Source organism: Gemella sp. 27098_8_92 (assembly GCF_041433685.1).
Classification (GTDB): Bacteria; Bacillota; Bacilli; order Staphylococcales; family Gemellaceae; genus Gemella.
Genome location: NZ_JAPWBZ010000009.1, coordinates 34,242 through 46,556 on the forward strand (window position 1 = coordinate 34,242; position 12,315 = coordinate 46,556).

At 33.9% G+C, this 12,315-nt stretch carries 12 protein-coding genes; 2 read left to right on the top strand and 10 right to left on the bottom strand.

What is annotated here, in order from left to right:
• Window positions 1–146: 146 nt before the first annotated feature.
• Window positions 147–2,330 carry an anaerobic ribonucleoside-triphosphate reductase gene (nrdD, locus tag O3802_RS06855; protein ID WP_371458863.1) on the bottom strand — a complete coding sequence of 728 codons (2,184 nt, stop codon included), beginning with the start codon at window positions 2,328–2,330 and terminating at the stop codon, window positions 147–149.
• A 454-nt stretch (window positions 2,331–2,784) separates the two neighbouring features.
• Here nrdD and O3802_RS06860 point away from each other — a divergent pair, with 454 nt between their 5' ends.
• Window positions 2,785–3,477: a GTP pyrophosphokinase gene (locus O3802_RS06860; RefSeq protein ID WP_371458864.1), complete on the top strand. Its 693-nt coding sequence runs from the start codon at window positions 2,785–2,787 to the stop codon at window positions 3,475–3,477.
• Window positions 3,478–3,647: 170 nt separating this feature from the next.
• On the top strand, window positions 3,648–4,565 hold the full coding sequence (gene rarD, locus O3802_RS06865; RefSeq protein WP_371458865.1) for an EamA family transporter RarD: 918 nt from the start codon (window positions 3,648–3,650) through the stop codon (window positions 4,563–4,565).
• Between the two features lie 72 nt (window positions 4,566–4,637).
• Here the strand turns inward: rarD and O3802_RS06870 are convergent, their stop codons facing one another.
• From O3802_RS06870 to prdC, 9 genes are all read right to left on the bottom strand, one after another.
• Complete coding sequence (locus O3802_RS06870) at window positions 4,638–5,513, bottom strand: permease (protein ID WP_371458866.1); 876 nt, start codon at window positions 5,511–5,513, stop codon at window positions 4,638–4,640.
• Window positions 5,514–5,523: 10 nt separating this feature from the next.
• Window positions 5,524–6,543, bottom strand: a complete 1,020-nt coding sequence (locus O3802_RS06875) for a proline racemase family protein (RefSeq protein WP_371458867.1) — start codon at window positions 6,541–6,543, stop codon at window positions 5,524–5,526.
• Window positions 6,544–6,561: 18 nt separating this feature from the next.
• Entirely contained in the window at window positions 6,562–7,029 is a 468-nt protein-coding gene (locus tag O3802_RS06880; RefSeq protein WP_371458868.1) for a glycine/sarcosine/betaine reductase component B subunit, read from the bottom strand.
• Window positions 7,030–7,043: 14 nt separating this feature from the next.
• A complete protein-coding gene (gene prdD / locus O3802_RS06885; RefSeq protein WP_371458869.1) occupies window positions 7,044–7,781 on the bottom strand; it encodes a proline reductase cluster protein PrdD in 738 nt (245 codons plus the stop codon).
• Window positions 7,782–7,896: 115 nt separating this feature from the next.
• Window positions 7,897–8,148 carry a D-proline reductase subunit gamma gene (locus O3802_RS07675; RefSeq protein WP_016359656.1) on the bottom strand — a complete coding sequence of 84 codons (252 nt, stop codon included), beginning with the start codon at window positions 8,146–8,148 and terminating at the stop codon, window positions 7,897–7,899.
• Window positions 8,149–8,169: 21 nt separating this feature from the next.
• Window positions 8,170–8,622 (bottom strand): glycine/sarcosine/betaine reductase selenoprotein B family protein, encoded by a 453-nt coding sequence (locus O3802_RS07680; protein ID WP_483299429.1) that lies wholly within the window; start codon window positions 8,620–8,622, stop codon window positions 8,170–8,172.
• A gap of 18 nt (window positions 8,623–8,640) precedes the next feature.
• Complete coding sequence (locus O3802_RS06895) at window positions 8,641–8,934, bottom strand: CBO2463/CBO2479 domain-containing protein (RefSeq protein ID WP_281666200.1); 294 nt, start codon at window positions 8,932–8,934, stop codon at window positions 8,641–8,643.
• Window positions 8,935–8,961: 27 nt separating this feature from the next.
• Entirely contained in the window at window positions 8,962–10,899 is a 1,938-nt protein-coding gene (gene prdA / locus O3802_RS06900) for a D-proline reductase (dithiol) proprotein PrdA (RefSeq protein ID WP_371458870.1), read from the bottom strand.
• Between the two features lie 153 nt (window positions 10,900–11,052).
• Window positions 11,053–12,240: a proline reductase-associated electron transfer protein PrdC gene (gene prdC, locus O3802_RS06905; RefSeq protein ID WP_483299430.1), complete on the bottom strand. Its 1,188-nt coding sequence runs from the start codon at window positions 12,238–12,240 to the stop codon at window positions 11,053–11,055.
• Window positions 12,241–12,315 lie beyond the last annotated feature (75 nt).

Genomic DNA, 12,315 nt, shown 5'->3' on the forward strand with positions numbered 1-12,315 from the left:
TATGTCAATATAGATTTTATCAGAAAAATATATTGATGTAAAGAGTTTGGAGCTATATAAAGTAGCTTATTTTTAATATTATTATTTGTTAATTATTTAAAAATAAATAAGCTCTCTAGAAATTTCTAGAAAGCCTATTTTAGTTATTATTTCAAATGTTTTACCCTTGCTACGATTTCTTTGTGACGTCCTTTTATCATAGGACGTGCTTGAGGATTACCTAAGTAACCACAAGTTCTTTTTACAACATCACAGCTTTTCGGATCTCTATTACCACATTCTGGACATTTGAATCCTTTTTTCGTCGGTTCAAATTCGCCTTCAAATCCACAGCTATAGCAACGATCTATTGGTGTATTTGTTCCTAAATACCCTACTTTGTCATAAGCAAAATCCCATACTGCTTCAAGTGCTTTTGGATTTTGTTTTAACACCGGGTATTCACAGTAGTGAATGAATCCACCGCTCGCATAATATGGATAATCTTTTTCAAAGTCTAATTTCTCGAATGGTGTTGGATTTTTACGTACATCATAGTGGTAAGAGTTTGTATAGTATTCTTTATCTGTAACATTCTCCACCATACCGAATTTTTCTGTATCCATACGACAGAATCTATCAGTTAATGACTCACTTGGTGTAGAGTAAATACTATACCAATAATCACCTTCGCTAGTCCATTTATCTACACATTCTTTCATATGTTTCATAATTTCTAACGTAAAGTCTTTGGCTTCTTTATTTTTTTCCCATTCTCCACCATAAAAAACACTAGCAACTTCGTATAAACCTATATATCCCAAAGATAATGTCGCTCTTTGTTTATCAAAAAGTTGTTTAACTCTATCATCTGGTTTTAGACGTTTCCCAAAGGCCCCATGCATATAAAGAATAGGTGCGTTTTGAGGTTTTGCCTCCCCACATCTTTTAGCACGATAATCTAGCGCATCTTTACATACTTCTAAGCGCTCTTTAAAGATTTCCCAGAATAACTCCTTATCCCCATTTGATTCAAGAGCAATACGCGGTAAGTTTAAGGTTACTACCCCTAGATTCATACGACCACTTTCAACAAGTTCTCCATTTTCATCTCTCCAAGCTGGTAGGAATGAACGACAACCCATAGGTGTTTTGCAACTTCCTGTTATTTTTACTAGAGTATCATACATAATCACATCTGGATACATTCTTTGTGTGGCGCATTCTAACGCTAATTGTTTTACATCGTAATTAGGATCTTCTGGTCTTAAGTTTAATCCTTCTTTTATTACAAAGATTAATTTAGGGAAAATAGCTGTTCTTTTCTCTTTTCCTAAACCTGCTATTCTAACTTTTAAAATAGCTTTTTGAATTTCTTTTTCGAAGTATCCTTCTCCTAGACCGAATCCTAAAGATGTAAATGGTGTTTGTCCTTGAGAAGAATATAAAGTATTTATTTCATATTCTAGTGATTGCATCGCATCATAAATATCTTTTTTAGTTTTTTCACGAGCGAATTGTTCTTGTTTTTCTTCACTTTCAATCCATTCGCTAGCCATCTTTAGATTTTTTTCATAGTTAAGTTTTGCAAAAGGAGCAAGCACTTCATCTATTCTATCCGCACTACATCCTCCGTATTGACTTGAGGCTACGTTTGCAATAATTTGCGCCATTTGAGCAGTAGCAGTTTGGATGCTTTTTGGACTATCTACATCTGCATTACCAATTTTAAACCCTTTTGTAAGCATTTCTTTAAAATCAATCAGACAGCAGTTTGTCAATGGTTGATACGGAGAATAATCTAAATCATGATAATGGATTTCACCTTTTTGGTGGGCATTAGCTACGTGTTGTGGCAACATTTTCAAACCGATTGCTTTAGCTACAATACCACTTGTTAAATCTCTATGAGTATTGAATACCAAACTATCTTTATTAGCATTTTCGTTAACAACATTCTCATCTCGATTAACTAACTTTTCAATTGCAACATTAATATCAAGACTACGCTCACGCTCTATATCACGCATACTACGATAGCCTACATATTCTTCATAAATAGCCTCTTCACCTAACGTTATTAATGTATGCTCAACGATATTTTGAAGCTCGTAAATTTTTATATTATCCTTAAATCTATTTCCGATTTCTATAATAACATTATCCACGATATTATCTATATTAACACTATGTTTCTCTCCAAACACACTGTTAACAGCCTTTTCAATAGCCTTGTATATTTTATCAGCATCAAATTTCACTACGCGACCATCTCTTTTTATAACTAATAAATTTTTTGTAAGCAAGTCTAATTTTTTCTGTGTATAAGAATAAAAATTACTTCTTTGCATCTTTTTCCCCTCCCAAAAATACTATTTATCTTTTATTAATCCATATTCATTTTAGCCATAATAAAGATACTATTACTACTATAATATATCAAATCTTACCACTTGTCTACATCTAATATTTCCGGGAAATTGAAGAACGTTGTCACCTCGCTTTTCCCCCTAATTGTGAATTTTTTAAGTAGAACTGTTTTCTAATTTGAAGACCTTTAAATATTGGTATGATGGCCTTTCAAAAGTATTTACATCAAATCTGTACTACTTATTGTTGTCGTTAACTTTGATACAGTCTTTTTACGAGCGTTAAACTAGGCAATTACAAGTGAAAATCAAAAAGTTCACTGATAACCAAAACTTTTATTAGGTAAATTAACTTTTTCTTTCTAGAAAATTAAACTACATTTTAACATTATCATTTATTATTTAATTGAGTATATAATTTAAAGTGAGAAGAAGTATGAAAAAGACACAAATAGAAAAATTAACCGATCAACTTTTTTCAATGGAGGCTAGTCAACCTTTGTTAATTAACGAGTTAGAGCCTTATGTTGAATTATTCATGCACTATGAATGTGCGATGTTAGAAATAGAAACTAAACTTAATGTTTTTGATAAGGAATTTTCTCTTCATGGTGAAAGCAATCCTATCGAATCTGTTTCAACTCGCCTTAAAACTCCACTAAGTCTGATGAATAAATTAAAACGTCTTAATCTACCTTTCGATATAGATACGATAAAAAACAATATTTACGATGTCGCAGGGGTACGTGTTATTTGTTCATTTAAAGATGATGTTTATAAGCTTGTAGAAGCCTTAAAACAACAAGATGACCTAACTATTATAGCCGAAAAAGATTATATTAAAAACTACAAAGATAATGGTTACCGTAGTTATCATCTTATTGTCAAAGTCCCTATCTTTTTATCAGATAAGGTTGAGCATGTAGCTGTTGAAATTCAATTTCGAACAATTGCTATGGATTTTTGGGCTAGTCTAGAACACAAACTACGTTATAAGAAAAATCTAAGCGAAGAGAAAGAAAAGGAAATCGAACGTCGACTACTGCTTTGTGCTGAAATAAGCGCCAAACTCGATAACCAAATGCAGAAGGTTAAAGAAATAATAGAAGATGATTCTCAACTTACGTAATACATACTACATCCAGGAGATATATAATTAGAAATTTGAATCTTGATATATTTTCTGGATATTTTTATTTTATAAATTAATTATTAGTGTAAAATTTCGTTTGATTATTAACTATATTTACTATATACTAGTATAGAATACGAGAAAGAAAATTATGAAAGGAGAATCATATGAATAATACGAAAAAAAGTCTTATAGCTATCCTTATATGCTATTTTTCATGGGGGTTTTTCCCTATATATTTCAAACTTCTAAAAAGCATTGATTCCTATGAAGTACTAGCTATGCGGGTACTATGCTCATTTATTTTCATGATTTTAGTTGTATTCCTAGCTAAAAATAAAAATAATATTTTTAAAGAAATAAAAAAACTGTGGCAGAGTAAAAAAAATTTCTCACTACTTGTTATTGCTTCTTTTCTTATTACAGCAAACTGGTTAACTTATATTATTGCTGTAAATACAAACCATGTATTAGAAGCGAGTTTTGGTTATTATCTTAATCCAATCGTTACTATAATACTCGCCGTTATCTTTTTAAAAGAAAAACTAACTCGCGTACAAACAATAGCTTGCATCTGTGTTGGTATTTCATTACTATATTTATTTATTTCTCTTGGATCTCTTCCTTGGATTTCCATCTTACTTGCGCTGACTTTTGGACTATACAGCCTATGCAAGAAAAAAATTATCCTTAGTCCAAAGGCAAGCTTATTGATAGAAACAGCTATTGTTTCTCCTATAGCTATTATTTATATGCTATATTTAGGAAGTTCTAATAATATAACCTTTTATAATTCAGATACCACAACATTAATAGCTCTCCTTCTATCGGGAGCTATCACAGCTATTCCTCTCCTATTATTTGCTAGAGGAGCAATTGATATTCCACTTTATATTCTTGGAATACTACAGTATCTCCCACCAACTATACAGTTCTTTATAGGAATATTTGTTTATGGCGAGGAATTAAATGTGGAAAAATTAATTTCATTTAGTATTATTTGGGTTGCAGTCGCTGTATTCTGCTATTCTGCTATTACCTCAATGAAAAGACAAAACTTAGCAAGTAAAAGTCATCAGAAATAATCCAATGACTTTCATAATTTAAATATATTAAAAAACGGAATCTAAAATAAATTCCGTTTTTTCTTTTAATTATTAAGCTGCTTTTTTTAATCCTTTTCTTAGCATATCTAGTCCAGTAATTATTACAACTACAATAATCAACCACATTAAACTTGATAATGATAATGAAGTAATAAATTGATATCCAATAATTACACCAAGAATACCACCTATCGCTAATGCAATAGTTCCTTTTCTTGGATATAATCCTTCTTTAATAAACTTAGGTGATCCAATAGCCATAAGCGCTGCACATGATCCCATCATAATAGGAAATGCTGCTTTTGGATCCATTCCTAATAATGAAACCATAGCTAAACATGGAGCATATAGACCCACTCCAGCCATCATTAATGCACCAAAGATAAAGTTACCAACAATACCTACAATAAGTGCAATACCTGTTAGATGTAATGCAGTATTATTAGCTCCAAGCAATGCTAACCATCCCATTTTACTAGCAAACATTAATGCCGCAGTAATAATCAATGCGAATCCCATAGTAACCTGAATTTTTTTCTCAGGAAGTTTAGTAACAATACGTCCTCCAACTAGAGCACCAATAACCGCTGCTGCAATTAATGATAATAAAGTTACTGCATCTACTTGAACTGATTGAATAAATAAAAATGCCTCAATTAATACTGGTACTGTATGTCCTATATTAAGCGTCCCTGGTAATAAACGGTCATTTTTAATAAACCCTGTTACTTTGGCTAATAATGTAGTTGGCGCAAAACTCCCAATACCTAACGTATCCATAAAGTCAGTAACCAAACCAATGAAAAACCCAACTACCGGATTAGAGTCTTCACCCTCAACCCCTTTATTTTTTATAATATCCATAGACCACATAACTATAAAATATAGTGCTGATAGTCCTAATAATGTTAATAATAATGTTACCATATTTCTTCTCCTATCCTAATAAGAATCCATAAGTTAGTGAATCATCTGGATCGTAAACATAGTTACTAAATCCTAAAATGTATCCAGAACCTGTGATTTCAGGAATGATTGCATCATATCCCGCTAATTTTCTTTCTTCTACTATTCTACCTTTGAATAAAGTACCTAAGATACTTTCATATACGAATGGTTCCCCTGGTTTAAGTTCACCTTTAGCATATAATGTAGCTAGTTTTGCAGATGTACCTGTTCCACATGGAGAACGGTCAATGTTTCCATCTCCGAATACTACTACGTTTTTATAAGTAGCTTCTGGATGAGAAGGTTTGTCATAAATTTCAACTAAATCTACAGTTTTAATGTGTGATAAAGTTGGGTGTTGAATTTCGATATTAGCATTAATTGCTTCACGGATTTTAAGACCAGCATCTTTTAATTTAGAAGCATTTTCTGGTTTAACTTCTAATCCTAATTGGTCTGCAGAAAGGATACAGAAGAAACTTCCTCCGAATGAAATATCAAATTTGATATGTCCAATTCCTTCAACATCTAATTCTACATCACGTTTGTATAAGAATGATTCAACATTTCTGAATGAAACTTCTTTTACTTTAGCTCCATTATCTTTTAGTTTAGCTGTTGCATAAATAAGTCCAGCTGGTGTTTCTACTACTACTTCTTTTTCAGTAGCACCTTCTTCTACATCAACCATACCAGTTTCTACAGCTGCAGTTACTGCTGCAATAGTATTGTGTCCACACATATTTAAGTAGCCACCAGTATCCATGAATACTAATCCAAAATCAGCTTCCTCTTTTGTTGGAGGTAATAGAAATGCTCCGAACATATCTTGGTGTCCACGTGGTTCAAACATAACAGACTTACGAACATCATCTAAGTGATCGATGAAGTATTGTTTTTTCTCAACCATATCTTTACCAGGAATTTTTGGAATACCTGCAGTTACTAATCTTGCTGCTTCCCCCGCTGTATGTGTATCAATAACTGAAATCATTTTATTTAGTTTCATAATTATTCACTCCTTAAATTATTTGTTATCTTGTCTCATTTTTAATTTTAATAATGCCAAGGCTTTTCTTGCATCAGTATAATCAACATTATTTTGACAAACTACTTCTGTTTCTACGCCTTCTTCTGATTTATTAAAGTCTAAAACAAATTTTGTGTATTCATTTTCTACAACAAATTTATGTTTACCCATAAATTTTAAACCAACTATTGTAATACCACGTTCTCCTATTTCGAACATAGTATTAGCGTAATCAACATCACTATTTCCCCAACCATCAGCTGAGATTATAGCTCCGTCTGTTCTCATGGCTTCTAACCAAGTAGCCGTTCTCCAACCTACTAAATGTTTTAGTCTGTTGTCTTGAGGAGTCCCCACGACTATTACCCCTTGGAAATCGATATCTGGATCTTCTGCCAATGTATCTAATAATGGATCTCTGAAATGATGCAAACTAGTTTCTTTTGTAGATGGTCCTATCCCCATAATAACACCCCTTCCTATACCATTGCTCTTATTGCACCATCACGATATTCGTTTGGTGTTAATAAGACAGGCATATTATTCATATCTATAATGGAAATACCTTTATCTATCCCACTAGGCTCAATTGGAAACAATTGATTATCATACATCATACCTTGTCCAGCTACCTCTTTCACTAATGCTACTTTAGGTTTACCTGGATTTTGTTTATTATAAAATTCATGCACTTCATCAGCATCACGACCACTTAAAACTTTCATAACTTCTCTTATGTTTTGTAGATAAACATCTGATAGTTCAAAAATTGAAAATGCTAATTCACGATTAAACTCTGCATCCGGTTTTATAATAACATCAATATGGATTAAATAATCATCAACAGCTGGCGAGCCAGCCTTATTTAAAACTAGCTGTTCTTGTAGGATACCTTCTGAAGAACCGAATTCATGCATTTGTTTACCTTCTGTGTTTGCTCCCGTAAGAAGCATATAAACACCTGTTAGAGTATGTGTAATCCCTTCTCCCAATCTCCCTATAACTTTTGTTGAAATTGGTACTACATCCATTATAGTGTTAACATAAAAATTATGTTCGCGAGGGCGTATTATTTTAACCTCTACACTTTCAAAAATACTTTTATCATATTCTATTTCTGTAGGAATAATTAACTCATTATTTTCTATTTTTACTTTTTTTCCTAAAGCAACATTTTTCATATGGAATGCTTTTATTTGTAGCTTTTCTTTTGACATAATCATCATTCCTTATAATTTATTATCTGTATTGTAACAGATATGCATCTGTTCACTAATACAGATTATTTTTTAAAAAAGAAGAGGGACATTTGCCCCTCTTCTCGGAATTCTCCTACACGTGAGCTATATACTCAAATGGAAGAGGAACTATTTTACCTGCACTTGGTATTTTAACTAGTTGCTCTAACGTTGCTTCTAAGATTTGTGTTTGTTGCTCAACGTTTCCTGGTTCTCCTGCGTTTGCTCCCATTGGTACAAGTGGAGCAACGGCTCTTGGAGTACCGTTTTGACGCACTACTGGAGGTAGTGCTGCTATTAAGATTGTTGGAATACCTGCTTCCTCAATTGCTCTCTGCACGATCACGGCAGTTCTATGGCAAGTACCTCAACCAGCAGTTAAAATAACTGCATCAACATTTTCTTCTTTTAGTTTTTTAGCGATTTCTGGACCTGTAGAGTTTGTGAAAGCCTCTTGGTCTCCACCACCACCCATGAAACCATAGTGGAATTCTGCTACGCTTTTAATGAAACCTTTTTTAGCAAGTTCATGTAATCTATCGATTGGGAACATACAGTTGATATCTTTGTTAGCGTCTGCATTATCATAACCACCGTGAGATACCATAAGATCTGAACTATGTGCAGTATCTGGGATTTCACGGAATGTAGTATCCCCTGCTAAGTTAAATCTTTTATCTGTTTTTAAGTGAACCCCTGCAGCTGTAGCTAATGCTACTTTCATATCTTTTAATTCTTTAGTTACTGGAGCCCAAACTGGTTTCGGTGTAATAGGTACAAAAATCTCTGATTGTAGACCTTCAAATATCGTTAATGACATTCTAATTTCTCCTTCCTACTATTTTTCTTCTTTTTGTTTTCTATTTTTTACTTCTTCTTCTAACTTTTTAGTATTAAGTATTGCATTTACATAATGTTCGTCAGGTTCTTCGCTAAGCACTTCTGGATAACTTAGTAAAAAGGCAACTTCTTGACCGATTTTTACTGGATAATCCGAAATTAGCATTCTCATAGGAATTTTAAATTGCCCTAAGCGTCCTTTAATATCTATCGTAACACTGGCATCGTTATGATCAACTATTACCCCTTCGAACACTCTTTCTGTAGATGCATATTTTAATTTTTCAATCATAACTTTTACTTCCTATCTTTTTAAATTTTAGTCTTCTTTTTCGTAGATTTCTTGACGTTTTTTAGATTTTGGTAATACTTGTTCGTTGTCAAGTAATTCTACTTTTTGTCCTGTAGTTTTTTCAATAACTTCTACGTTATTTAATTTAACGTTTGGATTCCATTTTCTTTCAGCTTTTTTAATTGATCCACCACCCATTTGTGTTTTAAGCATTGCTAAAGCACGGATAGCATCTTCTTTACATAATGTGTTGTTTGAAAGAATTTCGTTTTCGATACCTTGTTTAGATTTGTTGTTATCAACCATAGCTGTCATGTATTCGTTACCTACTACAAGGGCACCTTGTACTGCAGAGTAAGTCATACCAACTACTGACACTCCACGTTTACCGATTTCTTCGATGTGTGAAGCGAAGTCGATGTGGTTGTTACCAAATCCTTCAGTTGTTACGATAGCTCCATCGATATCCATAGCTTCGATAGTCATACCAACACGTTTAGATACGTAGAATTTTTCTGAGTTAGCTTGAGGTGATCCAACTAGTAATACCCCTACTAAGTCAATTTCTTCGTCAGCCATAGCTTCAAGTACTAATGGTTCACGGTAGTAGTGACGAGAAGTTTCTTTAGAAGCTGGTCCAATACATGTTAATGCGTGGATACCACCGTCTAATACTTCTGTTGGAGCAAGCATAACTGGTAAGTTACCAAGGTCAACGTTTGGTTTAGCACCAAGTGTTCCTACTGGTTCAACTGGTAAAATTAAGTTATCGTGCATTGCACCTTGTCCCATGATTTCTTTAACGATTAATACTTTTTTGTTTCCTGGGTGACGGTATTGTTCAATATTGATGTTTCCTACTACTAGGCTTTCATCTTCTACTTCTTTAAGTGCTTTACGAATTTCTTCTGTAATATGGTCGAAAGCTTTGTGAGCTGCTAATGGTCCTGGACGTTCCATGTTAGCTCCTGCTTTAATTGTTACTTGACCTTTAATGAAGATTTCACCTTTATCTGGAGCACCAGGACGTCCCCACATAATGTTACGTTCTAATTCACCTTCAGAAGATCCGAATTCCCCGATTTGAACTCCGTTAGCATCAGTTCCTGTAAGAACCATTACTACACCTTTAAGTTCACGAGTAATACCATGTCCGATTTCTCCCTCTTCTTTAACCGCGATTGGTTGAACGTCCATGATTGTTTCACTGTAAGTGTCATATTTATCAGGAGTGATGATTTCTAATTTAACATCTTCTACTAATTCTTCTGACTCAGCAGCTTCTTTACATAAATCTTCTGGAGTTCTTAATACTAAAGTTGTTCCTTGAATTTCAGTTTTTTCTCCAAAAACTACTTTATCAATTTTGTAGTGTTTAGTGTGTAGAGAACGGATGAACTTTGATTCACCTTCTACTTTTTCTTCTTTTACTTCTGCTGCAACTGCTGCATCAGCTTTAACTTCTACTGCTTTAGCTTCTACTGCTGGAGCTGCCGCTGGTGCTGCTGATGTTGCTTGCCCAGCAAATGCTGATAGAGGAATTTCTAAATTGATATTTTCCCCTTTTCCGATTTGAAGTTTGAATACACCTGCTGGTGCTGAAGCTTGTGCTACTGGAGCTGCAACTGGTGCAACTTCTGCCACAGGAGCTGCTGCAACTGGCGCTGCTTCTACAACTTCTTCTACTGCTTCTTCTGCTTTTTCTTCTCCACCTTGCACTGCATCAATAATGCTTGGTGTAATTGGTATTAGAGCATCTGTTGTTTTTAATAATTTTGCACCTAATACTTGTCCGATTGTTAATGCATCATCTGGGAAAGATAATAGACCTGAATCTACTAAATCATCAAATAGTCCTGGATCTTCTAAGTTATCTGGACTAATTACGATACCTTCCTCAGCTCTGCAACAAAATACCGCCTTGTCGTTTAAATGTTCTTTCGCTGTTTCTGCTGTAATTGACATTACTTCTAACCTCCAACTAAATTAATTCTTATTGTGTAATTCTAAGCTTTTATAGCTTCTATATAAATGATGGTCAGTGGCACGAAGTACATGGTCGGTACTATGATAAACTTTTACTCCTAACCTAGGAGCTACACCTGTCACGGTGTTAGTTCAATCCTGACAAGTACCAGCAATGACAGCTTTCGCACCATCTTTTTTCATTTTTAATACTTTTTCCGCTTGTCCTGGGCAAATACCTGGCAACTCACAACGTAATCTTCCATTTTTATCAGGTTTCATACGTTTACACATTTGAACAGAAACTACTTCTGCTCCCATACCATCGGCAATTTGGCGAAGACGCTCTTCTTGAGCTCCACACTCACAAATAAGTATTCCTACTTTTTCTTTTTCTTGTGGGTATGGCATAGCAACTAGTAAACCACCAGTAGTTTTGTTAATAGGCTCTTCTTCTCTAGCTGGGCGTCCTGTAAATGGTCCACCACGAACTATTTCTCCATGTGGATTAATATATCCACCAGCTTTTTCTATAAATACACTAATTGGTAATCCAATTGGCACATCCATAAAAATACTTGGATTTTGAACACGTCCACCTACTGTTAAATCCTTATCTATAAGTGGTTTGTCTTCTTCAATAGCATTTACTACATGTTTAATAGTTTCAACGTTTGAGATAATTGCATTAGCTTCTAATGGTAATTGACCTGGTTGTAAAATCACACCTAATGTTTCACGCACGATAACACGTTCATCCCCTGCTGGGTACATATTAGGTAAAATTTTCACGCTAATGTTCGGCTCATCTTTACATGCTTTACCTAATGCTAATAATGCTTTACGATATTTTGTTTTAATAGCAATATATCCTTCTTTAGCATCAGTTAATTCCATAATATATTTTAAACCACGAACAACAACCTCTGGATGTTCTTCCATGAATTTAACATTATGTCCTAAAATAGGTTCACATTCAGCCGCATTAGCAATAACATATCCTCCAGGAATTTTTGTAGAGAATTTGATTCCAGTTGGGAATCCTGCTCCACCAACACCTACGATACCAGCATCTTTAATTTTCTGAAGATAATCATCTGTTTTCTCTAATCTCACGTAATCATCTGTTTGTTCTTTATCTAGTTTCACAACTATATCCATTTCAGTTATTTCTTCAACAACCCCTGACAAACTAGCATGAATATTAGCTCCTAGTCCAGCTGGTACAGCAACAAGTTGTCCACGTTTAACATGGTCCCCCACATTAACAATAGCTTGACATGGTCCACCTACGTGTTGTTTTAACGGAATATGTATTTTTTCAACATCAAACTCTATCATTTTTGTTCCTCCTTTCTTCAGAAATTATTTACAAGCAGTAGTCTAAAACTTCTACTATATTTATTGTATAACAGT

What these genes read in the sequence shown, in the direction of transcription:
- O3802_RS06875 (WP_371458867.1), bottom strand. Translation starts at nt 6,543, where the DNA reads ATGAAACTAAATAAAATGATTTCAGTTATTGATACACATACAGCGGGG.
- O3802_RS06895 (WP_281666200.1), bottom strand. Translation starts at nt 8,934, where the DNA reads ATGATTGAAAAATTAAAATATGCATCTACAGAAAGAGTGTTCGAAGGG.
- nrdD (WP_371458863.1), bottom strand. Translation starts at nt 2,330, where the DNA reads ATGCAAAGAAGTAATTTTTATTCTTATACACAGAAAAAATTAGACTTG.
- O3802_RS06880 (WP_371458868.1), bottom strand. Translation starts at nt 7,029, where the DNA reads ATGGGGATAGGACCATCTACAAAAGAAACTAGTTTGCATCATTTCAGA.
- prdD (WP_371458869.1), bottom strand. Translation starts at nt 7,781, where the DNA reads ATGTCAAAAGAAAAGCTACAAATAAAAGCATTCCATATGAAAAATGTT.
- O3802_RS07680 (WP_483299429.1), bottom strand. Translation starts at nt 8,622, where the DNA reads ATGTCATTAACGATATTTGAAGGTCTACAATCAGAGATTTTTGTACCT.
- O3802_RS06860 (WP_371458864.1), top strand. Translation starts at nt 2,785, where the DNA reads ATGAAAAAGACACAAATAGAAAAATTAACCGATCAACTTTTTTCAATG.
- prdA (WP_371458870.1), bottom strand. Translation starts at nt 10,899, where the DNA reads ATGTCAATTACAGCAGAAACAGCGAAAGAACATTTAAACGACAAGGCG.
- prdC (WP_483299430.1), bottom strand. Translation starts at nt 12,240, where the DNA reads ATGATAGAGTTTGATGTTGAAAAAATACATATTCCGTTAAAACAACAC.
- O3802_RS06870 (WP_371458866.1), bottom strand. Translation starts at nt 5,513, where the DNA reads ATGGTAACATTATTATTAACATTATTAGGACTATCAGCACTATATTTT.
- rarD (WP_371458865.1), top strand. Translation starts at nt 3,648, where the DNA reads ATGAATAATACGAAAAAAAGTCTTATAGCTATCCTTATATGCTATTTT.